The organism is Novosphingobium sp. PY1, assembly GCF_017312445.1.
Classification (GTDB): Bacteria; Pseudomonadota; Alphaproteobacteria; order Sphingomonadales; family Sphingomonadaceae; genus Novosphingobium.
The window spans coordinates 231710-256188 of the sequence record NZ_BLTI01000008.1 but is presented as its reverse complement, the minus strand read 5'-3'; the positions used below and the strand labels follow the sequence as shown (position 1 = coordinate 256188).

At 65.7% G+C, this 24479-nt stretch carries 19 protein-coding genes and 4 tRNA genes; 15 read left to right on the top strand and 8 right to left on the bottom strand.

The features are described from left to right. Together J3474_RS12610 and J3474_RS12605 are read left to right on the top strand one after the other, a co-directional pair. Positions 1 to 255, top strand: coding sequence for a MoaD/ThiS family protein (locus J3474_RS12610; RefSeq protein WP_207094433.1), 255 nt, complete (start codon positions 1 to 3; stop codon positions 253 to 255). 4 nt (positions 256 to 259) lie between these two features. Beyond that, on the top strand, positions 260 to 574 hold the full coding sequence (locus J3474_RS12605) for a hypothetical protein (protein WP_207094432.1): 315 nt from the start codon (positions 260 to 262) through the stop codon (positions 572 to 574). A gap of 18 nt (positions 575 to 592) precedes the next feature. On the opposite strand, the gene J3474_RS12600 is transcribed toward J3474_RS12605, so the two are convergent. Continuing rightward, positions 593 to 982, bottom strand: coding sequence for a hypothetical protein (locus tag J3474_RS12600; protein WP_041558946.1), 390 nt, complete (start codon positions 980 to 982; stop codon positions 593 to 595). A gap of 121 nt (positions 983 to 1103) precedes the next feature. Between J3474_RS12600 and efp the strand changes: the two genes are divergently transcribed. From efp to J3474_RS12560, 8 genes are all read left to right on the top strand, one after another. Then, complete coding sequence (gene efp, locus J3474_RS12595; protein ID WP_013833341.1) at positions 1104 to 1667, top strand: elongation factor P; 564 nt, start codon at positions 1104 to 1106, stop codon at positions 1665 to 1667. Between the two features lie 33 nt (positions 1668 to 1700). Then, a complete protein-coding gene (locus J3474_RS12590) occupies positions 1701 to 2522 on the top strand; it encodes an inositol monophosphatase family protein (protein ID WP_007011092.1) in 822 nt (273 codons plus the stop codon). A gap of 157 nt (positions 2523 to 2679) precedes the next feature. Further along, positions 2680 to 2763 (top strand) — tRNA-Leu (locus J3474_RS12585). 100 nt (positions 2764 to 2863) lie between these two features. Beyond that, positions 2864 to 4201: an amidohydrolase gene (locus tag J3474_RS12580; RefSeq protein WP_207094431.1), complete on the top strand. Its 1338-nt coding sequence runs from the start codon at positions 2864 to 2866 to the stop codon at positions 4199 to 4201. 293 nt (positions 4202 to 4494) lie between these two features. Continuing rightward, the gene (locus tag J3474_RS12575; protein WP_007011090.1) at positions 4495 to 5880 is read left to right on the top strand and encodes a TIGR03013 family XrtA/PEP-CTERM system glycosyltransferase; all 1386 of its coding nucleotides are present in this window, start codon (positions 4495 to 4497) and stop codon (positions 5878 to 5880) included. Beyond that, a complete protein-coding gene (gene prsK, locus J3474_RS12570) occupies positions 5880 to 8003 on the top strand; it encodes an XrtA/PEP-CTERM system histidine kinase PrsK (protein ID WP_207094430.1) in 2124 nt (707 codons plus the stop codon). Before J3474_RS12575 ends, prsK begins: the two co-directional genes overlap by 1 nt. Then, on the top strand, positions 8003 to 9379 hold the full coding sequence (gene prsR, locus J3474_RS12565; protein ID WP_038576613.1) for a PEP-CTERM-box response regulator transcription factor: 1377 nt from the start codon (positions 8003 to 8005) through the stop codon (positions 9377 to 9379). The genes prsK and prsR overlap by 1 nt, the downstream gene beginning before the upstream one ends. Further along, positions 9345 to 11201: a tetratricopeptide repeat protein gene (locus J3474_RS12560; RefSeq protein WP_242528388.1), complete on the top strand. Its 1857-nt coding sequence runs from the start codon at positions 9345 to 9347 to the stop codon at positions 11199 to 11201. Before prsR ends, J3474_RS12560 begins: the two co-directional genes overlap by 35 nt. Before the next feature lie 28 nt (positions 11202 to 11229). Here J3474_RS12560 and panB read toward each other — a convergent pair whose 3' ends face one another. Next, positions 11230 to 12108, bottom strand: coding sequence for a 3-methyl-2-oxobutanoate hydroxymethyltransferase (panB, locus tag J3474_RS12555; protein ID WP_207094429.1), 879 nt, complete (start codon positions 12106 to 12108; stop codon positions 11230 to 11232). 187 nt (positions 12109 to 12295) lie between these two features. Between panB and J3474_RS12550 the strand changes: the two genes are divergently transcribed. From J3474_RS12550 to J3474_RS12530, 5 genes are all read left to right on the top strand, one after another. Next, positions 12296 to 13843: an amino acid permease gene (locus tag J3474_RS12550; protein ID WP_041558947.1), complete on the top strand. Its 1548-nt coding sequence runs from the start codon at positions 12296 to 12298 to the stop codon at positions 13841 to 13843. 254 nt (positions 13844 to 14097) lie between these two features. Next, a complete protein-coding gene (locus J3474_RS12545; RefSeq protein WP_242528387.1) occupies positions 14098 to 14850 on the top strand; it encodes a hypothetical protein in 753 nt (250 codons plus the stop codon). Further along, a complete protein-coding gene (locus tag J3474_RS12540) occupies positions 14822 to 16408 on the top strand; it encodes a DUF6504 family protein (protein ID WP_207094428.1) in 1587 nt (528 codons plus the stop codon). The genes J3474_RS12545 and J3474_RS12540 overlap by 29 nt, the downstream gene beginning before the upstream one ends. 10 nt (positions 16409 to 16418) lie before the next feature. Then, a complete protein-coding gene (locus J3474_RS12535; protein ID WP_207094427.1) occupies positions 16419 to 20057 on the top strand; it encodes an error-prone DNA polymerase in 3639 nt (1212 codons plus the stop codon). An 80-nt stretch (positions 20058 to 20137) separates the two neighbouring features. Continuing rightward, positions 20138 to 20335 carry a hypothetical protein gene (locus J3474_RS12530; RefSeq protein WP_007011081.1) on the top strand — a complete coding sequence of 66 codons (198 nt, stop codon included), beginning with the start codon at positions 20138 to 20140 and terminating at the stop codon, positions 20333 to 20335. A 59-nt stretch (positions 20336 to 20394) separates the two neighbouring features. Here J3474_RS12530 and J3474_RS12525 read toward each other — a convergent pair whose 3' ends face one another. The 6 genes from J3474_RS12525 to recJ all read right to left on the bottom strand — a co-directional run bounded on the left by J3474_RS12525 (position 20395) and on the right by recJ (position 24426). Beyond that, the gene (locus J3474_RS12525) at positions 20395 to 21132 is read right to left on the bottom strand and encodes an SDR family NAD(P)-dependent oxidoreductase (protein ID WP_207094781.1); all 738 of its coding nucleotides are present in this window, start codon (positions 21130 to 21132) and stop codon (positions 20395 to 20397) included. Between the two features lie 265 nt (positions 21133 to 21397). Next, a complete protein-coding gene (locus J3474_RS12520; protein WP_207094426.1) occupies positions 21398 to 22090 on the bottom strand; it encodes a TetR/AcrR family transcriptional regulator in 693 nt (230 codons plus the stop codon). Between the two features lie 125 nt (positions 22091 to 22215). Then, a tRNA-Glu gene (locus tag J3474_RS12515) sits at positions 22216 to 22291 on the bottom strand. Between the two features lie 41 nt (positions 22292 to 22332). Next, positions 22333 to 22408: transfer RNA gene (locus J3474_RS12510), tRNA-Glu, on the bottom strand. Between the two features lie 38 nt (positions 22409 to 22446). After that, positions 22447 to 22522, bottom strand: a tRNA-Glu gene (locus tag J3474_RS12505). 116 nt (positions 22523 to 22638) lie between these two features. Further along, positions 22639 to 24426: a single-stranded-DNA-specific exonuclease RecJ gene (recJ, locus tag J3474_RS12500; protein WP_207094425.1), complete on the bottom strand. Its 1788-nt coding sequence runs from the start codon at positions 24424 to 24426 to the stop codon at positions 22639 to 22641. Between the last annotated feature and the right edge of the window lie 53 nt (positions 24427 to 24479).

Genomic DNA, 24479 nt, shown 5'->3' with positions numbered 1-24479 from the left:
GTGAGCGCCTCGCCCTTGCGTATCGTGATCATGCCGCCCTTCGACAAGGAGTTCTTCGGCGTCGAGCGGCTGTCGATCGATGCGGGGAACCTTTTCGAGCTTATCGAGAAGCTTGACGCGCAAGGGCCCGGATTTGCGAAGATCGCCCGGGTGCGGGCGCATCTTGCAGTCGATGGTGTGCTCGAAACCGACTGGACCCGCCTACTTGCCGATGTGCGCGAAGTGATCGTGTTGCCGCGCGTCGGGGGAGGGTAGGATCATGGGCGTGACCTTGCAGTTTACCCGGATGGAGCCCTTCGGCGTCGAGATCCTGAGCGATTTGTCCCGGGCCTTCGGCCCGTCCGAGGCGTTTCACTTGAGGGATCTGTTCGGCAACCACGGCGTGATCCTGGCGCGCAGCGCCGCCCTTTCGCAGGAGCGCCGCGACGAACTGCTCGGCCTGCTGGGCGACAAGGCTCGCCTGTCTCCCGCCGGGCCCGCGCAGTTCACCAACGCGGACGGTGTCGTCCTGGAACTGGTGTCGCAGGCGGTCGATTTCCTCGTCTGGGACGAGGCGACGCTGACGGCTTCGTGACTTCCGTTCGCTGCCGGATCAGAATGCGCGCGAGGTCAGGACGCAGCGCATTTCCATTTCCTTGCCGGCATCGTCGACCTGGCGCAGGAATCCGGTCGAGACCCGGCGAAACTTCAGCCCCTTGAACTTGCCGCCGGTCATTACCACCCGGTCGCCGGTATAGAGGTAGCTGCCGCGCACGCCGCCTGCCTTGTAATTGGAGGCGTTGACCACCCGGAAGGCATAGTCGGGCAGTTCCTTGCCCCTGGGGCCGCTGGCATCGCCGGGCAGTTCGCAGGTGTAGTTGCCAAGCGTGAGCGTGCCCACCGGGCCGCCCGGCACCGGGGGCGGAGGGGTCTCGGCGCTCGCACATGCAGCAAGGGTGCAGGCGGCCATCAGGCCGGCGACGATTCCGGGTGCGTGTTTCATGGCAACCGGCTAGCATCGGCGCGAAGCAATTGCCACAAGGACCGAGCTTCGCTAAGGGCGCATCCTTTCCCGGCCACGCGTGGGCCGGAACCAGGCTCTTTCCCATCGAAGGCATCAACCCATGAAGATCAGCGGCGTCGACATTCGTCCCGGCAACATTCTCGAATACGAAAACGGCATCTGGAAAGTTGCGAAGACGCAGCACACCCAGCCGGGCAAGGGCGGTGCCTTCATGCAGGTCGAGATGAAGAACCTCATCGATGGCCGCAAGACCAACGTGCGTTTCCGCAGCGCCGACACGGTCGAGAAGGTTCGCCTCGACACCAAGGACTTCCAGTTCCTCTACGCCGAAGGCGACCAGCTGGTGTTCATGGACATCGAGAGCTACGAGCAGATCCAGCTCCCCGCAGACCTGCTCGGCGATGCCGCGGCGTTCCTGCAGGACGGCATGCAGGTTCTTCTCGAGCTTTGGGAAGAGCGCCCGATCTCCGTGCAGCTTCCCGAGCAGGTCGAGGCCACCATCGTCGAGGCCGACGCCGTGGTGAAGGGCCAGACCGCTTCGTCGAGCTACAAGCCGGCGGTTCTCGACAATGGCGTGCGCGTCATGGTTCCGCCGCACATCGAAAGCGGCACCCGCATCGTCGTCGACGTCTACGAGAAGGCCTACGTCCGCAAGGCGGACTGATTCCTTCCCGGCAAGTACAAGGTAGTTAGAAACATGGCCGCAATTTCCGGTCTCATCCGCGTCATGGAAAAGGCGGCCCGCAAGGCGGGCGCCCGCCTGCGCCGTGACTTCGGCGAAATCGAGCACCTGCAGGTGAGCCGCAAGGGGCCTTCGGACTTCGTGTCCAAGGCCGACCAGGCCGCCGAGCGCACCATCTGGGACGAGCTCAAGGCCGCGCGCCCGGACTGGGGTTTCCTGTTCGAGGAAGCCGGCGAGATCGAGGGCGACCCGACCAAGCCGCGCTTCATCGTCGACCCGCTCGACGGCACCACGAACTTCCTGCACGGCATGCCGCACTTCGCGGTTTCGATCGCGGTGCAGGAACCGCGCCTTGACGGCCGGGGCTGGGGCGAAGTGACCGCCGGTATCGTCTACCAGCCGATCACCGACGAGAGCTTCTGGGCGGAAAAGTCGCGCGGCGCCTGGCTGCACGACCGCCGCTTGCGGGTATCCTCGCGTCGTCACCTCGACGAGAGCCTGATCGCCACGGGCATTCCCTTCGCCAACAAGGGCGATGCCGGAGAGTGGACCAAGATCTACCACGGCCTTGCCCCGCAGGTTGCGGGCATCCGCCGCTTCGGTTCGGCCGCGCTCGACCTCGCGTGGGTAGCCGCGGGCCGCTACGAGGGGTTCTGGGAATCCGATCTCAGCCCGTGGGACACGGCGGCCGGCTGCCTGCTCGTACGCGAGGCGGGCGGCTTCGTTTCCGACTACAAGGGCCGTTCGCTGCCGATCTGCGACAGTGAGGTCCTGGCCGGCAACGATGCGTTGCACACGCGCCTGCACAAGATCCTGGTGACCTCGCTCAAGGCCTGATCCGTCCCGGACATCGATCAAGGGGCAAGCAGCGGGCAGGCCGTGCAAGTGACGGCCGCCATGCTGCTTGCCCTTTTTCGCAATTAGTTAAGGCGCAAGGCACCTGCGTACTTGAATGCTGCAAGACCTGCGGCTAAGCGTCGCCGGCTCATCCCGTGCCCCTGTGGCGGAATGGTAGACGCGAACGACTCAAAATCGTTTGTCGCAAGACGTGCCCGTTCGAGTCGGGCCAGGGGCACCACCGCTGCCGTATGCAGCGCGGCGACCGCGCAACTGCGGCCGGATGGCTCTTCCAACCAAGACCCTTGCGACTTTGGCAGGCAAGCCATAGCCTTGTCTTCATGAGGAAATCGCTGCTTACGGCCGCAACGCTCGGCCCCCTCGTTTCCGTCGCCCTGGCTACTTGCGTAACGCCGGCCGCCGCGGAGCCTGTTTCCGATTCGATCGCGCGGGACATGCCCGGCCTCATGGCGATCTACCGCGATCTCCATGCCCATCCCGAACTCAGCTACCAGGAAGTGCGCAGCGCCAAGGTCATGGCCGATGCGGCGCGCAAGGCCGGTTTCGAGGTGACGGAGAAAGTTGGCAAGACGGGTATCGTCGCCGTCCTGAAGAACGGCGAGGGGCCGACGGTCCTGATTCGCGCCGACATGGACGGCCTTCCGGTGACCGAGCAGACCGGACTGCCTTTCGCCTCGAAGGAGCGCGGTGTCTCTACCGCAGGGGTGGAGAGCGGCATCATGCATGCCTGCGGCCACGATACGCACATGACCGCCTGGATCGAAACCGCACGGCTCATGGCAGCGCGCAAGGGCGAGTGGTCGGGCACGCTGGTCATGATCGGGCAACCGGCCGAGGAAGTCGGCACCGGCGCCACGGCGATGCTGGAAGACGGGCTCTACACGCGCTTTGCGAAGCCCGACTACACACTGGCGTTCCACGATACGCCCGAACTGCCTTCGGGCGTGGTCGGTGCAGCCAAGGGCTGGGCGCTTGCCAATGTCGATTCGGTCGACATCCTGGTAAAGGGCGTGGGCGGTCACGGTGCCTATCCGCATACCACCAGGGATCCCATCGTGCTGGCCAGTGCCATCGTGATGAAGCTTCAGACATTGGCGAGCCGGGAAAGCGACCCGCTCGACCCGGTGGTTGTCACGGTCGGTTCGTTCCATGCCGGCACCAAGCACAACATCATTTCCGACCAGGCCAAGCTGGAACTCACCGTGCGCAGTTTCTCGGACGAGACCCGCCAGAAGCTGCTTTCCGGCATCAAGCGCATCGTCGAGGGCGAAGCGATTGCTTCCGGCATCCCCGAAGACCTGATGCCGGTGGTTTCGGTAAAGCGGAACTACACCCGATCCACCTACAATTCGCCCGAGTTCACCGAGCAGGCGATCTCCTACCTGCAGGACAAGATGGGCAAGGACCGGGCGCTGCTCACCCCGCCTGTGATGGGCGGGGAAGACTTCGGTGAGTTCCGCCGGGCCGATGAAGACCATATCAAGTCGGTCATCTTCTGGGTCGGAGGTTCATCGCCGGAAAAGATCGCTGCCGCCAAGTCCGGCGGAGCGCCGCTTCCCTCGCTGCACAGCCCGTTCTGGGCGCCGGAGGCGGACAAGGTGGTGGGTGCAGGTTCGCAGGCCCTGACACTCACGGCCTTGCGGTTGATGGCCAGGTAGGGCGCGCCGGGCACGGGGCCCGCGCCGGTTAACCAAGGTTTCGCCGCCGCGGCCCGATGTTTCCGGACGCAGGAGCAGGCGCTGGCAAGTCAGGGCGAGGGGCTGCGAGGAAGGGCCACTGTAATCGTCGCCGACACTGCGCGGCGCTAAATCGAGAAATTGCAAGAAACTCGGCGCCGCCGACGTGCATTCGATTGTCGGCCACTGTCAGTTTTACCGACATTTTACGCCTTTGCCTTAGTCAAGGCTCTCGAAGCCCCCCGTTCGGCCTTTGAGAGTGGTTCGATGCGACGATGATTCGTCTTTTTAAACATTACATCCCGCATTCCGTCGTGCTGCTTTGGCTCGTCGATGTCGCGCTGCTCGTCAGCGCGAATGAAATTTCGTGGCGTGTGCGCGCAGGACAGATCGGTATGGACGCCGGAGACTTCGGCGATCGCCTGCTGCCGCACGGCGCATTCGCTGCAGTCCTCGTGCTTTCGATGATCTCGGTGGGAGTCTACGGCACCGATGCCCTGCGCTCGATGCGCTTTGCTGCCGCGCGCCTGCTGGTGGCGATCTCGCTGGGCGTGATCGCGCTGTCCTTCGTCGATTTTCTGGCGGCCGGACAGCATTTCTGGCGTTCGACATTGGCCTATTCGATGGGCATTGCGATCCTGCTGCTGATTCTCAACCGCCTGCTTCTGAGCGGTATCCTCGGTACTTCGGCCTTTCGACGCCGCGTTCTCGTCCTCGGGGCAGGGGCCCGCGCCCAGCGCCTGCGCCAACTGGGCGAGCGTCCGGAGAGCGGCTTTGTCATCGTCGGCTACATTGCCATGAGCGAGGCGCATCCCGTCGTCGAGGAAGCCATCGCCCGCGGCGCCATCCACAATCTCACCCGCTACGTCGAGAACCTGGGGGTGAGCGAAGTCGTGCTGGCGCTGGAGGAAAGGCGTAATGCCCTGCCGCTCAAGGACCTGCTGCGGATCAAGACGGCGGGCGTTCACGTCAACGAGTTCTCCAGTTTCCTCGAGCGCGAGACCGGGCGCGTCGATCTCGATACGGTCAATCCGAGCTGGCTGATCTTTTCGGACGGCTTCTCTTCGGGCCGGATGATCTCCAGTGCGGCCAAGCGCCTGTTCGACATCGGCGCAAGCGCCCTGCTGCTGACGCTGACAGCGCCGGTGATCGTGCTCTTCGCGATAATCGTGAAGATCGACAGCAAGGGACCTGCCTTTTACCGCCAGTCGCGCGTCGGCCTGTTCGGCCAGTCGTTCAACGTCATCAAACTGCGCTCGATGCGCACGGATGCCGAGGCGGCGGGCGCCCAGTGGGCCTCCAAGGACGATCCGCGCGTCACCCGCGTGGGCAAGTTCATCCGCCTGACCCGCATCGACGAACTGCCGCAGGCCTGGACCGTCCTCAAGGGCGAGATGAGCTTCGTGGGCCCGCGCCCCGAACGGCCCGAATTCGTCGCCGATCTCGAGGAGCAGCTCCCCTTCTATGCCGAGCGCCACATGGTGAAGCCCGGCATCACCGGCTGGGCTCAGATAAATTATCCCTATGGCGCCTCGATCGAGGATTCGCGCAACAAACTGGAATACGATCTCTACTACGCGAAGAACTACACGCCGTTCCTCGACCTGCTGATCATTCTCCAGACCCTGCGCGTCGTCCTCTGGCATGAAGGAGCGCGCTGATGACGGGTGGCGACTGGTTCTGGCCGCTTCTGGGCATCGGGCTCGACCTTTCGGGCGCCATCGCGGTGGCGAGCCTGGCGATCTGGCTGTGGCCGAGGCGTGAGCGCTTCGGCAATGTCGGCGGCCCGGTCGTCGTCGCCCTGTTCCTGACGGCGGCGTGGTGCCTCGCAATCGCCTCGGCGATGACCGGACGCCTTGTCCTCCTGCCTTCGCTGGCTGAAAGTGCCCGTAACCTGGGCTGGCTTTTCGTCATCTACCGTTTCTTCGCCAGTGACGGGCGTCACGCCAGTCTTGCACCGATCCGTCCGGTGATCCTGGCGCTGGCCTTCGTCGAACTTCTGCACCTTGGTGTGGATGCGGCGCTGACGCGGGCCTCGTTCGAGGGTGCTTTCCTTCGCGTCGCGTTCGAATCCAATGTCCTGTTCCGCCTTCTGGTGACGGTCGGCGGACTGGTGCTCGTGCACAATCTCTACGCCGGTGCTTCGCGGGAGACCCGGCCGGGACTGCGCTGGCCGGCATCCGGCCTCGCCTTTCTCTGGGCCTTCGACCTCAACCTCTACACGATCGCCTACCTCGGCGGGGATTGGCCGCTTGAGATTGCGGCCTTCCGCGGAGTGGCCGCGCTGGCGATTGCCGGGGCCTTTTTGCTGGCCATCGCGCGCAACCGTGACGAACTGCGCCTCAAGCCTTCGCGTGCGGTCACTTTCCAGACTTTCTCATTGCTCGTCATCGGCGTCTATCTCGTGGCGATGGTGTCGGTGGCGCAGTGGCTGTCCTATGCCGGAGGCGATTTTGCACGCCTGATCGAACTGACCTTCCTGACACTGGCGAGTGCCTTTGCGCTGGTCGTCCTGCCGTCGCGCCGCGTGCGCGGCTGGTTCAAGGTTACCCTGACCAAGCATTTCTTCCAGCACCGCTACGATTATCGCGAGGAATGGCTGCGCTTTACCCGCACCATCGGCAGCAGCGGTCTTGAAGCCAAGCCGCTGGGTGAGCGCGTCGTCCAGTCGATTGCCGATGTAACCGACAGTCCTGCCGGTCTCCTGCTTGCGCCGGGCGAGCAAGGCGAATTGACGCTGGCCTCGCGATGGAACTGGGCGGAGATCGAAGTGCCCGCAGAGGCAATGCCGTTGCGCGCGCTCGAGGTCTTCGAACGCACGGGCTACATCACCGATCTCGACGACATTCGTGCCGATGACGATTCCACCAGCCCGGGCATCATCGTGCCGCAGTGGCTGCTCGAGGATCGCCGTGCCTGGGCGCTGGTGCCGCTGGTCCACTACGAGCGCCTCGTCGGCATGGTCGTGCTGGCGCGGCCGCAGATCGTGCGCAAGTTCGACTGGGAAGACTTCGACCTCCTGCGTGTTATCGGCCAGCAGGTTGCCAGTTATCTTGCCGAGAATTCGAGCCAGGAAGCGCTCGCGGAATCCAGCCGCTTCGAGGACTTCCACCGCCGCATCGCCTTCGTGATGCACGACATCAAGAACCTTGCCAGCCAGTTCAGCCTTCTGGCGCGCAATGCCGAGCTTCATGCCCACAAGAAGGAATTCCGCGACGACATGCTCGTCACCCTGCGCAATTCCTCCGAGAAGCTGAACGCCCTGATCGCCCGCCTTTCGCGCTACGGCAACGGTGCGGTGGAGAAGCTGGAACAGGTTCCGGTACTCGACGTGATCGATGCCGTCGCCCAGCGCTTCAAAGACGATCCGCAGGTGGTCGTCGCGGAAAGGCACGACCTGATCGTGAACGGCAATCGTCATTCTCTCGAGCAGGTTCTCGTCCACCTCATCCAGAACGGTCTCGATGCCAGTGGCCCCGACAGCCCGGTTTTCCTCGCGGTAAGTGCGGACGGCCTCAATGCCCGTTTCGAAGTGCTCGATGCCGGCTGCGGCATGAGCGCGGAGTTCGTCCGCAACCGGCTGTTCAAGCCCTTCGTATCGACCAAGAACGGCGGCTTCGGCATTGGCGCCTTCGAAGCCCGCGAACTGGTGCGCGCGATGCGCGGCCGTCTCGAAGTGGAATCGCGCGAAGGCCTCGGCTCGCGCTTCGTGGTGCGCGTGCCGCTCGCCGCAGCCCAGGACATCTATGACAACATCGCCAAAAAGGACCAAAGGGTAGCCTGATGACCGACGCCCGTAGCAAGGTGCTTCCCAAGCTCCTGATCGTGGAGGACGATGCAGGCCTCCAGGCCCAGCTGAAATGGGCCTATGAGGACTTCGACGTGCTGATCGCCGGAGACCGCCAGTCGGCCCTGGCGCTGCTGCGCTCGGAAATGCCCGATGTCGTCACGCTCGACCTCGGCCTGCCGCCGGACCCTGACGGGGTGAGCGAGGGTTTTGCCGTCCTCGATGAGATCATGGCGCTCAAGCCCGATACCAAGGTGATTGTCGCCAGCGGCCACAATGCCCGCGAATCCGCGCTGCAGGCGATCGCGCGCGGAGCCTACGACTTCTACCAGAAGCCGGTGGACATCGATGCGCTGGGCCTGATCGTGCGCCGCGCCCTGCAGCTTCACCGGCTGGAGGAGGAAAACCGCCGTCTCGCGGCGAAAGTCGAGAAGGACGAGAAAGTATTGGGCCGGATGATCACCGGCGCACCGGAAATGATCCGCGTCGCCCGCACGATCGAGCGCGTGGCCAATACCAATGTCTCGGTCATGCTGCTGGGGGCGAGCGGCACCGGCAAGGAACTGCTCGCGCGCGGGCTGCACGATGCCAGCGATCGCGCCAAGGGTGAGTTCGTGGCGATCAACTGTGCGGCGATTCCCGAAAACCTGCTCGAGAGCGAGCTGTTCGGGCACGAGAAGGGGGCCTTCACCGGGGCGGTCAAGACCACGCCGGGCAAGATCGAGCAGGCCGGCGGGGGCACGCTGTTTCTTGACGAGGTCGGCGACATTCCGCTCCAGCTGCAGGTCAAGCTGCTGCGCTTCCTGCAGGAGCGCGTGGTCGAGCGGGTCGGCTCGCGCGAGTCGATCCCGGTCGACACCCGCATCGTCTGCGCTACGCACCAGGACCTGGAGACGATGATCACCGATGGGCGTTTCCGCGAGGATCTCTATTACCGCCTTGCGGAGATCGTCGTGAAGATCCCGAGCCTTGCGGAGCGGCCCGGCGATGCGACGCTGCTTGGGAAGGCCTTCCTCAATCGCTATGCCAAGGAGATGAACCCGCGCGTGCGCGGCTTTGCCTCCGACGCGCTGGCCGCGATCGATTCATGGAGCTGGCCGGGCAATGTGCGCGAGCTGGAAAACCGCGTGAAGCGCGCTGTCATCATGGCCGATGAGAAACTCGTTTCGGCAGCTGATCTCGACCTCAACGAACCGGACGAGGAAGTGATAAACGCGCTTAACCTCAAGTCCGCGCGCGAGCAGGCCGATCGCAAGGTGATCCGCCATGCGCTTGCCCGCAGCGAAGGGAATATCTCCAGCACCGCCAAGATGCTCGGGATCAGCCGCCCGACGCTCTATGACCTGCTCAAGCAGTACGATCTCCAGGCCTGAACCGTTCCTCGCGGCGAAGCGGCGCGGGACAGGAGGCTGGCAGCGGGCGGTGCTTGCGCTGCTGCTGCCGCTCCTGCTCGCCTTGCCGCTTGCCCTCACGGCGACGCCGGGATGGGGGGAGGACAGTCCGGCTGCTGCGCTGATCGAGGAGGCGCGTGGCGCTCTTGCCCGCGGCGACGGGATCGACGGCGAGGCGAAGCTGCGCGCTGCGCTGGATCGCGGCGCGAGTCGCATGGAAGTCGCGGCCTACATGGGCGAAGCCTACCTTGCGCAGGGAAACCGGCAGAAGGCACGCGAATGGCTCGCCCCGGGCACGTTCACGCCGCAAAGCGCTGCCGAGGGGTGGCGTGCGCTCGCCCGGCTGGAATGGGGGGATGGCGATTACGCGGCTGCAGGCAAGGCCTTCGAAAGGGCCCTTGCCATCTTGCCCGACGATGCCGGGCTGTGGGTCGAGATCGGTCGCCTGCGATATGCCAGCGGTCAACACCGGCTGGCCATAAGTGCGGCAGAACATGCCCTGCAGCTCGATCCCGCCAATGTCCGGGCGCTTGAGTTTCGCGGCCAGCTTGCCCGCGACCGTCATGGCCTGCTTGCAGCGCTCCCTTGGTTCGAGAAGGCGCTCCAGCAGGCGCCGGACGATGTGCCGGTGCTGCTCGAAAATGCAGCTACGCTGGGAGATCTTGGACGGGCGAGCGATTGCCTCGTCCTGACCCGGCATGTGCTCAAGCTCAGCCCGGGGCACCCGCGCGCGTATTACCTTCAGGCAGTCCTGGCAGCGCGTGCCGGAAAATACGAGCTGGCGCGCAGTCTGCTTGCGCATACCGGTAATCAGCTGGACTGGCAGCCGGGCGTATTGTTGCTGCGCGGGGTGAGCGAGCTTGGCGTGGGCAATCCGGCGGCGGCCTCGGAACTTTTCGAACAGGTCCTGCGAATGCGGCCCGACGATCGGCAGGCACAGGAACTGCTCGCCCGGTCGATCTACCTGAGCGGCGAATACCGCTACGTGACCTTGCGCTTTCGTGACCAGATCGGCCGCGCCGATGCCTCGCCTTACCTTCTGACCGTAGTCGCGCGCGCTTACGAGGCTCTGGGGGATCGCCAGCGCGCCGGAGAACTGCTGGACCTTGCGGCAAGGCCGCAGACAGCGGCGCTGCGTGTGCTTCCAGGGGGCAATGGCATTGGCGCGATGCTGGCCCGCGGGGAAGCGCCGGCGGCCGAAGCGCAGGCCGAAGCGGCGCAGCGCCGCGATCCGGGCTTTTTCGACAACCTCTCGCTTGCCGGCGACGTCCAGCTTGCGCTCGGCAGGCCGCAGGCAGCACAGGCGCGCTATACGGCAGCGGCGCAGATTCGCATGTTCCCTAATCTCTTCGCCCGGCGCTTCGAGGCCTATGTGATGGCGCACGACATGCGCGGCGCGCAGCAGCTTGTGGAAGGTTACCTGCGGGAAAGTCCAACCAACCGCGAAGCCCTGCGCGCCGCCGCGCGATTGGCCGTGTCGCAGGGCGATACCGGAAGGGCGCTCGCCATCCTCAGGTGGCTGCGAGACAATGGCGGCGCGCGCGACGTCCAGCTGTTGTGCGATCTTGCTTTGATCGAGGCGGACACCGGGGATGTCGAGGCTGCCCAGGCCGATGCCCGCACGGCCTATCGCCTGCAGCGCTCCAGCCCCGTCGCCACGCAGGCTCTTGCCTACAGCTATGCGGTGAGCGGGCGCAATGCAGGGACGGCAACGGCCCTGCTTGACAAGGCGCAGGCAATGCTTGGCAACACGCCGCTCATAGCCGCCGCGCGGCGCAAGCTGTCGACGCCGGACGAGGGTTAGGGGAGAGCTGGCCGGTAAGGAATCCGCGTCAGGCGGGCTTCTTGGGCTGGTAGGTCTGCTCGATTCCGGGGAACGTGCGGGCGCGCACTTCCTGCGCGTATTGCTCGGCAGCGCCCGAGATCAGACCCGCGATGTCGGCATAACGCTTCACGAAGCGGGGGACGCGTTCGAACATGCCGCACATGTCCTCGGTGACGAGGACCTGCCCGTCGCACTCGGCCGAACCGCCGATGCCGATGCTGGGACAGCTGATCGCCTTGGTAGCCTCGATGGCAATGGGTTCGACCACGCCTTCGATGACGATGGCGAACGCGCCCGCATTGTCGAGCGCCTTGGCGTCGTTCACGATCTTCGCAGCTTCCGCGTCGCTGCGTCCGCGGGCGTTGTAGCCGCCCAGCACGTTCACCGCCTGCGGGGTCAGCCCGATGTGGCCCATCACCGGGATGCCGCGATTGGAGAGGAATTCGACCGTCTCGGCCATGGCTTCGCCGCCTTCGAGCTTCACGCCTGCACAGCCGGTTTCCTTGAGCAGGCGCGATGCGCTTTCGAAGGCCTGCTGGGGCGACTGTTCGTAAGTGCCGAAAGGCATGTCGACGATCACGGCGGCATGATAGCTGCCGCGCACGACCGCGGCACCGTGGGCGGCCATCATGTCGAGTGTCACCGGCACGCTGGAGGGCAATCCGTAAATGACCTGGCCGAGGCTGTCGCCGACCAACAGCAGGTCGCAGTGAGCGTCAAGCAATTGCGCCTGGCGTGCGGTATAGGCGGTCAACATCACGATCGGCTCTTCGGTCACGCCGTCTTTCTTGCGGCGGCGGATCGCCGGGATCGTCAGCCGTTTCATCGGCGCGGGGGTTGGCGTGGCGCGACTGGTCGCGGTGTCGATCTGGAAGGTCGTGGACATGCAAGGGCTTCTAGCCTCCGGACGCGAGTCTGGCAAAGAGACTTGCATGAGCGAAGGACCGGTCAACGTGGACCCGTGACTTGACTGTAACGTGACAAATCAACAGGTCCAAGACGCTTCGCTCTTGCCAAGCGATAGCATGTCGCTAGCTTCGCGCCATCCATGGAAATTCCGGGGGTTCACCGCAATGTTCGGTCGCGTAAAGCCGTTAGACGCCATTCTGGCGACGGCTGAGAAAAAATCATTACATCGTTCGCTGGGTGCCATCCAGCTTACACTTCTGGGTGTCGGCGCCATCATCGGCACCGGTATCTTCGTGCTTACGTCGGAGGCCGCGCAGAAAGCGGGGCCCGGGATGATGTGGGCTTTCGTCATCGCTGCCGTCGTGTGCGGCGTGGCGGCGCTCTGCTATTCCGAGATCGCCTCTATGGTGCCGGTTTCGGGCTCGGCTTATACGTATACTTATGCGGTGATGGGCGAACTGCTGGCCTGGATGGTGGGCTGGGCGCTCATTCTCGAATATGCCGTCGCCGCCAGCGCTGTCTCGGTCGGCTGGTCGGGCTATTTCGTGGGCCTGCTGCACAGTTGGGGAATCGAGCTGCCCAATGCGCTGATCGTCGGTCCCTATGCCGGCGGCATCGTCAACCTGCCGGCGCTTGTCATTGCGCTGCTGGTGACGCTGCTGCTGATGATCGGCACGACCGAAAGCGCGCGGGTCAATGCGATCCTCGTCGGCATCAAGGTGACGGCGCTGACGGTTTTCATCGTCCTGACGATCCCGGTGATGAAGGGCGCCAATTTCGAACCGTTCATGCCCAACGGCTGGTTCGGCAACGGCCACGGCGCAGGTCTGGGCGCGGTCGGTGCAGCTGCCTCGATTTTCTTCGCCTACGTCGGTTTCGATGCGGTCTCGACCGCGGCCGAGGAAACCAAGAACCCGCAGCGCAACGTGCCGATCGGCCTGATCGGCAGCCTGGGCATCTGTACGGTGTTCTACCTGCTGGTGGCCGCCGGTGCGATCGGTGCGCTGGGCGCGCAGCCGGTCAACGGTCCCAATGGCGAGATCCTTGCACCCGGCACGCCCGAGCTGGCCTCGCAGTGCCAGGCGATTGCCGCCAGCACGATCGAGCCGCTGGTCTGCTCGCGCGAGGCGCTGGCGCATGTCCTGCGCTCGATCGGCTGGGAACGCATCGGTGACCTTATCGGCGTGGCCGCCTTCCTGGCGCTGCCCTCGGTCATCCTGATCATGCTCTTCGGCCAGACCCGCATCTTCTTCGTCATGGCCCGCGACGGCCTGCTGCCCGAGAAGCTCGCGTCGATCCATCCGCGCTGGAAGACCCCGCATATCGTGACGATGATCACCGGTGTTGCGGTGGCCTTCTTCGCGGCCTTTCTGCCGGTCGGTCAGCTGGCCGACATTTCGAACTCCGGCACGCTCTTCGCGTTCTTCATGGTCGCTCTGGCGGTGATGATCCTGCGCAAGACCCAGCCTGACCGGCATCGTCCGTTCCGCACCCCGCTGGTGTGGGTGGTCGCGCCGATCGCGGTGCTGGGCTGCCTTGGCCTGTTCTTCAACCTGCCGTTCGAGGCGAAGATGGTGCTGCCGGTCTGGGGCGGCATCGGCCTCGTGGTCTATTTCTCCTACGGCTATCGCAAGAGCCACGTGGGCCTCGGCAGGATCGAGGTGCACGAGGAAGATCCCGACGCGCCGCCGCAGCCGGTTCCGCCGGTGTAATGCGTCTGATCGCGGATTGAGGGAAAGGGGGGCTTTGGCTCCCCTTTTCTTTTCGCGCGAGGAGGCGAATGCGTTCCGTCCTCGCGCTTGCCGCTCGCTGTGCCGGGAAGTTATCCCGGGTTGTGCTGGGCTTTTGCCCCGGTTTTACCCCAGTCATCCCCCGGCTTGTCCCCAGTGCTGTCCACACCCGCACCATTGCCAGCTCCGGCAAATGAGAACATAATAAGAACATTATTTGCTCCCGGTGCGATTCGATGGTCGAAATCAGTTCCATTCCCACTGCCGCCAGCCTCACTGCAAGGCAGGTCGATGCATGGCGTCCCGGCCTGGTCTCCGGGGAAGTCCCCCATGGCGAGCTGTTCGCCGCGGGCAATGAAGGCGCCGGTGCCGCCCTGGCCCTGGCCCTTGCGCTCGACCGCATGGCCGCCCGGTCCGCCGATGGGGCGTCTGCCCAGGCGCAGGAGGATCGCATGTGGCTCTGGGTGCAGGACCGCGAGGCGCTCCGGCGCAGTGGCCGGCCCTATCTTCCCGGCCTGCCGCGCGCCTTGCGCCATCGCCTCGTCCATGTCGCCGCCCGCAGCGCAGAAGATGCGCTCTTCGCGCTGGAGGAAGGGCTGCGCTGCCGCGACTTCGCTTTCGTTCTCGGCGAAGTGACCGGCAATCCCCGCGCGCTCGACTTCACCGCCTCGCGCCGTCTCAGCCTTGCTGCCGAGCGTCATGGCGTGCCGCTCTGGCTGGTCCGTCTCGATGCAAGGGCCGACCTGTCCTCCGCCCGCATGCGCTGGCGCGCGCAGTCCTGCGCCTCGCCGTCACCGCGCTGGAACCCGCAGGCGCCCGGCGTGCCGAGCTGGCAGGCCGAACTGTTCCGCGCCCGTCGCCATCCCCCGGGAACCTGGGTGCTGCGGGATGACGGCCGGTTGGTGGCCGAACGGGCAGGGGGCATCGCGACCATCGCTCCATCCCGCTTTTCGTCCCACCATGCCCAGCCGGTCCAAGCTCGCGGGTAATGCCGCCCCGCCCCGCCGGATCCTCGCCATCTGGCTGAGGCAGCTTGCGCTCGACCGCTGGCGGCTGGCCGAGGGGCTGGCGGCGGGCGAGGGCGCCGATGCACAGCCGCTGGCGTTGATCGCGGAGACCGCGCATGGGCCGCGCCTTGCCGCGGTCAACGATGCGGGATTGAACGGCGGGGCCCAGCCGGGCGCGATGCTGGCCGATGCCCGCACGCTCTGCCCGCAACTCGCCGTCGCGCCTTCGGACCCGGCGGGCGATCTCGCCTTTCTTGAAAACCTGGCCGCCTGGGCCATGCGCTGGGGGCCGTGGAGCGCGCTCGATCCGCCCGACGGGCTCCTCGTCGACGTTACCGGCGTCGCCCATCTGTTCGGCGGCGAGGCGGCACTGCTGGCCGATGCCCGGGCCGCTTTCGCCCGGCGCCGGCTGTCGGTGCGCCTGGCTCTCGCGCCGACCGCCGGGGCGGCCTGGGCGCTGGCGCATCATGGTCCGGACGGGGCGATCCTGCATCCCGACGACGATCCCGCCGCGCGCCTGTCCGGCTTGCCGGTCGCGGCGCTGCGGCTTGACGACGACGTGCTCACGGTGCTGCGCCGTCTTGGCCTCAAGCGCCTTGGCGACCTGGGCGGGGTGGCGCGCGATGCACTTTCGCGCCGGTTCCGCAATCGCCGCTCGGCTGCCGCCAATCCGCTGCTGCGCATGGATCAGTTGCTGGGCCGTGTGCCCGAACCGCTGCTGCCGGTCACCGTCGTCCATGCGCCGCTGGTGCAGCGACGGTTGATGGAGCCGATCCGCCACCGCGAACTGCTCGACCGTGTCGTTGCCGACCTGGCGCAGGACATGGCCCGCCAGCTTGAGGGGGAAGCGCTGGGCGCGCGCCGGCTTGAGCTCGGGCTGTGGAAAGTCGACGGCGAAGTCCTGGTGCGCCGTCTCGAACTGGCCGCGCCAAGCCGCGACGCCGAGCATCTCGCCGGTCTCTACGGGCGCAAGCTGGAAGGGCTCGACGCAGGCTTCGGCATCGAACTGGTCCGCATGCGCGCGCCCTGGTGCGAGCCGCTGGCCTTGTCCCAGCAGGATTTCGAGGCGGCGGCAGAAGCCCATGGCACCAGCCTTGCCGCCTGTATCGACCGGCTCTCGGTGCGGCTCGGCGAGGAGGCCGTGCGCCGCCCGGTGCCGCGCGCCAGTCACTTGCCCGAACGGGCACAGCGCTGGCAGGGGCCGCTGGAGCGCGAAACCTCTTCGCAGGGAGCTTTCGATTTCTACTTCAGGCCATTGAAAATGCTGGATCGGCCCGAACAGATCGCGGTGATTTACGAGACCCCGGACGGCTTGCCCAAGCGGTTCCGCTGGCGGGGGCAGGTCCACGAGATCGCTCGCGCCGAAGGTCCTGAACGCATTGCGCCCGAATGGTGGCGTGAACGCGGGACGGCACGCCTGCGCGACTATTACCGCATCGAGGACGGACAGGGACGACGCTACTGGATCTACCGCAGCGGCGTGGTCGGCGACGGGCGCGGCGGCACGCCGGCATGGTTCCTCCAGGGCATCTGCGCCTAGGACCGCCGCCATGCCCGAAGCCCCGCTGACGCCAGAGCGCCATCGCATCGAGATCGACCCGGGCAGCGTCGTGCCGCCCCGGCGTGCGCCTTTCGTCGAGCTGGGGGTGGCAAGCTGCTTTTCGTTCCTGCGCGGGGCTTCTGATGCGGCGGATCTGGTCAGCGAGGCCTACAGGCTGGGCTACGATGCGCTCGGGATTGCCGACGTCAATTCGATGGCGGGCGTCGTGCGCCTGCACACCGAGGCGCATACGCTCAGGCTGCGGCCCGTCATCGGTTGCCGTATCGAGACGGTCGAAGGGCTGGTGTTCCTTGCCTACCCCGCCGACCGCGCCGGTTATGGACGTCTCTGCCAGCTGATTTCCGCAGGGCGCATGGGCACGCTCTCGGGCCAGTGGCAGGAGAAGGGCGTGTGCGAGATCTCGCTGGAGATGCTCGCCGCCCATGCGCAGGGCGTGCATCTCGTGCTGGTGCCGCCGCGCGATCTGGACATGCAGCTCACGATCGCGGTGGAAAGCAATGTGGTCGCTTTTCCCCGTCCCGCAGAGGAGGAAGATGAGGATCGGGAGAAGTGCGGTTTCGGCCCGGACCGGGATGGCGGGCGGCAGATGACCGGCCCGCTTTGCGTTCTCCTGCCGCATCTGGTCGCGCGCCTGCCGGGCCTGCGGCACCTGGCGGCCTGCCGCTTTCACAAAGGGGACGACATTGCCCGGATCGAGGCGCTTGACGTCATGGCGCAGGCCCATGGCCTGTCTATCCTTGCCACCAACGACGTGCTCTATCACATGCCCGAGCGGCGGCCGTTGCAGGACGTCATGACCGCCATTCGCCACAGGACGACCGTGGCCCGGGCGGGATGGGCGCTCGAAGCCAATGCCGAACGCCACCTGAAATCGCCCGAAGAGATGGTGCGCCTGTTCGATCGCTGGCCGCATGCCGTCACGGCGGCGCGCGAACTGGCCGATGCCTGCACTTTCAGCCTCGAGGAACTGCAGTACGAATATCCCGAGGAGATCTGCCCCGGCGGCCTCGATCCGCAGGCGCATCTCGACAGGCTGACATGGGAGGGCGCGGTGCGGCGCTATCCCTCGGGCGTGCCCGAAGGCGTGCGCGAGACCCTGGCGCGCGAACTGGCACTGATCGGCAAGCTCAACCTCGCAAGGTACTTCCTGACTATCAAGGATATCGTTGATTTCGCACGAAATCAGAACCCGCCAATCCTGTGTCAGGGACGCGGCTCGGCAGCCAATTCGGCAGTGTGCTACTGCTTGGAGATCACTGCCGTTGATCCGGCCAGGCATGCCCTCCTGTTCGACCGCTTCATTTCCGAGGAGCGCAAGGAGCCGCCCGACATCGACGTCGATTTCGAGCACGAGCGGCGCGAGGAAGTGATCCAGTACATCTACCGCCGCTATGGCCGCCACCGGGCAGGGCTGTGCGCGACGGTGATCCACTACCGCCCGCGCATGGCGATCCGCGAGGTAGGCAAGGCCATGGGCCTGTCCGAGGACGTGACCAGCGCGCTCGCCCGCACCGTGTGGGGCGGCTACGGCAAGGAGATCGGCGAGAAGCATGTCCGCGAGACGGGCATGGACCTGACCGATCCGCACCTCAGACGCGTTCTGAAGTTGACCGAGCAGATGATCGGCATGCCCCGGCATCTCTCGCAGCACGTCGGCGGTTTCATCCTCACGCAGGGACCGCTGACCGAAACCGTGCCGATCGGCAATGGCGCCATGCCCGAGCGCAGTTTCATCGAATGGGACAAGGACGACATCGAGGCATTGGGCATCCTCAAGGTAGACGTCCTGGCTCTGGGGATGCTGACCTGTATCAGGAAGTGCCTCGATCTTCTTGAAAAGCATCATGAAAGACCGCTGACCCTGGCCACTGTCCCGCGCGAGGATCCGGAGACTTACGCGATGCTGCGCCGGGGGGATTCGCTCGGCGTGTTCCAGGTCGAAAGCCGGGCGCAGATGAACATGCTGCCGCGCCTCAAGCCGCGCGAGTTCTACGATCTGGTCATCCAGGTGGCGATCGTGCGGCCCGGACCGATCCAGGGCGACATGGTCCATCCCTACCTCAAGCGCCGCCGCGGCGAGGAGGCCGTGGCGATCCCGGCGCCGGGGCCCGAGCACGGTCCGCCCGACGAGTTGTCCTCGATCCTCGCGCGTACGCTGGGCGTGCCGATCTTCCAGGAGCAGGCGATGAAGATCGCGCTCGATGCCGCGCAGTTTACCAGCGCCGAGGCGAACCGGCTGAGGAAGGCGATGGCGACGTTCCGTTCGCGCGGGATGGTTTCGGAACTGCAGGACATGATGGTCGGCCGGATGATCGCGCGCGGCTACGATCCCGATTTCTCCGAGCGTTGCTTCAACCAGATCAAGGGCTTCGGCGAATATGGCTTCCCCGAAAGCCACGCGGCGAGCTTCGCCCACCTCGTCTACGTGTCGAGCTGGCTCAAGTGCCACTTCCCGGGGGCCTTCGCCTGCGCCTTGCTCAATTCGCAGCCGATGGGCTTCTATGCCCCGGCACAGATCGTGCGGGATGCGCGCGAGCACGGCGTCAGGGTGCTGCCCGCCGACGTCAATCATTCGGACTGGGACTGCACGCTGGAAGTGGTGGGGGGCGATGCCCACCCCGCTGGGGAGAGGGGGGCGAGGCCTGGTGAGCAGCAGGCGAATTTGGCCGCAGCGGGGTGGGCCGACGATCGGGGCCGGTTGGACCGGCACATCGCGCTTCGCCTTGGTTTGCGCCAGATCGACGGCTTTCCCGAACACGCCGCTGCCCGCCTTGTCGCGGCACGGGAGGAGCAGGGGGCTTTCGCCGATGTCGGAGCCTTGCGGGAGCGGGCGGGGCTATCCCCGGCGCTGGTCGAACGGCTTGCCTCGGCCGATGCCTTCGGCTCGCTGGCGCTGTCGCGGCGTCAGGCCCTGTGGGATGCGCGCAGCCTGATCGCCGCGCCCGACCTGCCGCTTTTCGCCGCCGCCGCCGCGCGCGACGAGGGGGCCGAGAAAGCCGCCACGCGCTTGCCGCAGATGCCGCTGAGCGAGGAAGTGGTGGCCGACTACCAGACCCAGCGCCTGTCGCTCAAGGCCCATCCCGTGGCATTCCTGCGCGCCTCGCTGGCCGAACGCGGCTTCGTGCGGGCGGCGGACCTGCGGGCGCGCAAGTATCGCGCGATGGTGCAGGTCGCGGGCGTCGTGCTCATCCGCCAGCGGCCGGGCAGCGCCAAGGGGGTGTGCTTCATCACGCTGGAGGACGAGACCGGCGTCGCCAATGTCGTCGTTTGGCCGGATCTCATGGAGCGCCAGCGCAAGGTCATCATGGGCTCGCGGCTGATGGAAGTGCGCGGGCGCGTCGAATACGACGACGAGGTGATCCACGTGATCGCCGCGCACCTTGCCGATGCGACGCACGACCTCCACCGCCTTTCCGAAGACCTGCTGCCCGCCACCATCGCCCGCGCCGATCACGTGAACAATCCGCTGCCCGGCCGCGCGCAGCAACTGGGGGTGAAGGAGCAGGATGCGCCGTTCGAGCCGGCAGAACCGTGGCAGCCGCCGGGGCCCGGGAACCGCGACTGCGGCTATCCCCGGGGGCATCCCCGCGATGTACGCGTGATCCCGAAGTCACGGGACTTCCACTGAGGGAAAACGGCGGCGAAGCGTGATCTTAACCATTCGCTGTCAGACTGCCGCTGCAGTCGAACATCAATCAGGTAGTCACCATGACATTCCTCAAGGGCCTTATTCCCGGCTTTCTGCTGACCTGGGTCGTGTCTTTGATCATCGGCTCGAACGGGTCGCAGGGCGGCATGCTGTCGATCCAGCACACCTACATCGAGGGCCACAGCTTCTACTGGTCCTGGCCGCTGTTCATCGCGGCTACGGCGTTGTCCTGGGCACTGTTCGCGATGATGGACTGAACGCTGCCCGATCGGCATGGTACAGGCGAGGTACGTTTGCGCGCTGCATCGCCGCCGGATCATTGAGCGGTCAGGCCGCCATCGACGACGAATTCGCCGCCGGTGATGTACTTGGCGCGCTCGGAAAGAAGGAAGCTGATCATGTGGCCGATATCGTCGGGTTCGCCCATTCGCTTCATCGGGATCGTGGCGTTGATCGCGTCGTACTGCTCGGGATTGTCCTCGATCGCGACCTTCTGCATGTCGGTCCAGATCACGCCGGGGTGAACGGAGTTCACGCGGATGCCCTTGTCGGCGAATTCCATCGCGATCGACTTGGAATAGAGCCGCACGCCGCCCTTGCTCGCGGCATAGGCCGAAGCCCCCGGAATGCCGACAAGTCCGGCCACCGAGGAGAGATTGACGATCGCGCCCGAGTGTTGCGCCTCCATGACCGGCAGAACGGCGCGGCAGCCGAGGTAGACGCTCTTGAGATTGACGTCGATCTGGCGATCCCAGCTCGCCGGGTCCAGTTCAGCTGTCCAGCGCAGCACGGCGATGCCGGCATTGTTGACCAGCCCGTCGATGCGACCGGTTTCGGCCGTGACCCTCTCGATCAGGGCGGCCCAGGCCTTCTCGTCCGTCACGTCGTGCGCCAGTCCGGTGGCCTTCAGGCCCTGGCCGCGCAGTTGCTCGCTGCGCGCTGCCGCAGCGTCTCCGTCGAGATCGCCGAGATAGACGATGTGGCCCTCGCGAGCCAATAGGCGCGCCGTCGCGAAGCCGAGGCCAGCGGCAGAGGCGGCGCCGGTCACGATCATTGTCCTGGATTGGGTATCGGTCACGCGGGAAAGCTCCTGTCAGGCGCTCTTGAACCATGCAGGGCCGGCGAGATGGTGGATGCGGTGGTGAACGCGCTGGCTGGAAGTGCCGCGCGCACGAAGTATCTGGCCGATGCAGGCATACAGGCTCCATTCCCGTGGGTTACCGGAGGGGGCCTGTTATTCGATTGGTTCGCCCCTCGGTGTCCTTTGCGGACCGCAGGAAAGTGCCACTGCATAAAAATGCAGCGTACTGCAATTAATGCTAGGGTGCGGTTCTGCCGGGCCTTTGCGCCAGAACGTCAACGCATCGTCTGGCTTCCTCCAGCGACCAGTCGTGCAACGGGCCACGGACATGGGGAAGCAGGACCTCGCAGACGCCGAGGCGCATGTGGACTTCGAGTGTTTCGTCAGCGATGGCCTGCGCAGCCCAAAGCGTGACCGCGCTCACCATGCGCATCATGACGAGTGCGTTGACAACATCGATGACCGCCAGGTTCAGGGCATCCTGATCGACGAGGTCCTCCAGCGCTCTTCCGACATAGCGGCGATAGACTTCGTGCAGGGCGACGAGATCGGCCTGTTGGACGAGCACCGGGGCCAATGCCCGTGCCACTTCGGGCGCTTCGAGCGTCCGGCGCGAGAGCGTTTCACATAAGGAAAGGAAAAAGCCGATGCCCTGATCGCTCGCCTTGCTCCAGGCTTCCTCGATGAAACCCTCGCTGCGTTCGCGCGCGGCGGCGGCGATCAGGGCGTCCTTGGTCTTGTAGATGTTGAACAGGGTACGTTCGGCAACCCCCGCATGGCTGGCGATCATCTTCGTCGACATCGCGTCATAGCCGTGGCGAGCGAGCAGGGCATAGGCCGCATCGAGGATACGCGCGCGTCGTTCGCGCTGTCGCGGCGTCAGGCTGCGGAATTGAGTCGCAGCTTGGGCTGCGTCTGCCAGATCAGACATCGGCCATCCTTAGAGGGATGTCGCATGTGAGATCAATCGCGCGAACGAAATCGCGGGCTGCATTGGCCGAGATGGAGGTTTTTGCGGGGGGAAGGCCGTCACGGCGCCGGGCACGCCAGAAGAGATGGTGACCCCTACGGGACTCGAACCCGTGTTTCAGCCGTGAAAGGGCCGCGTCCTAGACCGCTAGACGAAGGGGCCATGAAAGCCATTCGAATGGCCTGTATGGCATCTCTTACGGCTGGTGACCCCTACGGGACTCGAACCCGTGTTTCAGCCGTGAGAGGGCCGCGTCCTAGACCGCTAGACGAAGGGGCCATATAGCCATTTGAAAGCCTGCCTGGCGCAGCACCGGATGGTGACCCCTACGGGACTCGAACCCGTGTTTCAGCCGTGAAAGGGCCGCGTCCTAGACCGCTAGACGAAGGGGCCATTCCGAGCTGCGCCGGAGGCAGGACCGGCCCTCTAGCGGTGGGTTGCGGGGGGGTCAACCCCCTGATCGCAGATAAATTGCACTCTTTGTGGCACGCTATTGAGGCAGGCTGGTTTCAGTCCGCAAATGCGGCATCGTCGATATGCAATTCGGCTTGGGGGCGGCTGCCCCAGTCGTCGATCTTCGCCCGTCCGGCAAGCCAGAGGCGGCGCCCCTGCGAGGCATGGAGGAGGGCCTGGCCCATCTCGGTTTCGGCCGAACGGAAGGCCATGGCCTTGAAACGGCCCCCATCCGTTCCGCCGACGATCAGCCGGACGTGGTCTGCGCCCACGATGTCGGCCTTGACGATCCGCACCGGGCCGACTGCGACGCGCGGCCCCGGCCAGCCCATGCCGTAGGGACCGGCGCTTTCCAGCGTTTCGACCAGCGTAGGCGTCAATCCGCCCGGTGCGAGTGCGAGGTCGAGCAACATCGCCTGGTTCGCGCTGGCATGCGACACATCGGTGGCAAGACGCGAATCGAGCCATTCGGACAAGGCTTCGAGCTTGTCGGGCGCGATAGTCAGCCCCGCCGCCATGGCATGTCCGCCGCCCGCCACGAGCAGGCCTGCCTCGCGCGCGGCAATGATCGCGGCGCCAAGGTCGACCCCGGTGATTGAACGCCCCGATCCCTTGCCGTTGCCTGCCTCGTCCGCGTCGAGCGCGATGACGAGGGTGGGCTTGCCGGTCTTTTCCTTGATCCGCCCGGCCACGATGCCGATGACCCCCGGGTGCCACCCGGCTCCGGCGAGTACGAGCACCGCGCGGTTGTGCTGGCGATCGATCTGCGCTTCGGCCGCTTCCTGAACCACCTGCTCGATCGCGCGCCTCTCGTCGTTGAGGCGTGAGAGCTGGGCAGCGATGTCGCGCGCTTCGTCGGGATCGGTGGTGGTCAGCAGGCGAACGCCCAGCGTCGATTCGCCCACGCGGCCCCCGGCATTGATGCGCGGGCCGAGGGCAAAGCCCAGGTCGCTGCACGTTGGCGCGCGGTTGAGACGGCTTGCGTCGATAAGCGCCGACATGCCGATATTGTCGCGCCGGGCCATGACCTTCAGGCCTTGGGCGACGAGGGCGCGGTTGAGGCCGTGGAGCGCGGCGACATCGGCCACGGTGCCCAGTGCCACGAGGTCGAGAAGTGCGAAAAGGTCTGGTTCGCGGCGCTCGGCGAAGAAGCCCTGACGGCGCAAGGTGCGCACAGTGGCGACGGCAAGCAGGAAGGCGACACCGACGGCGGCAAGATGGCCGTGATCGGCGCCGATGGCGCTTTCGTCGAGACGGTTCGGATTGACCAGCGCAGCGGCGCGCGGCAGTTCCGGAGAGCACTTGTGATGGTCGACGACGATCACGTCGACACCCGCGCCGTGGGCCATTTCCAGCGCTTCATGCGCCATCGCGCCGCAGTCGACGGTGACGATCAGACTGGAGCCTTCTCCGGCAATGCGTACGAGCGCCTCTCCCGATGGGCCGTAGCCTTCAAGCAGGCGGTCGGGAATGTAGTAGCGGGCATCGTGCCCCAGTGAGCGCATCAGCAGGATCAGCAGGGCTGCGCTCGTCGCTCCGTCGACGTCGTAGTCGCCATAGACCGTCACGGCCTCGCCGGTCATGATCGCCTGTGCCAGCCTTTCGGCGGCGGCGTCCATGTCGCGGAATTCGGACGGATCGGGCAGGAAAGCCCGCAGCGAGGGGGTGCGATGGCGGTCCAGCTCCTCACGCGGGACGCCGCGCGAAAGCAGGAGCTGGGTGACGATGTCGTTTTCCAGCCCGCCCGGGCCGTCCGAGAGGTCCATGTTGCCGCCGCGCCAGCGCCAGGCCTTGCCGGTGAGGGATTTGTCGATGCCGAAGAGTGAAGCAGATCGAGAAGTCATGCCATCCCGATTATACGAGCGCGTCACCAGCGGGAAGGCTTCAGCCCACAGGT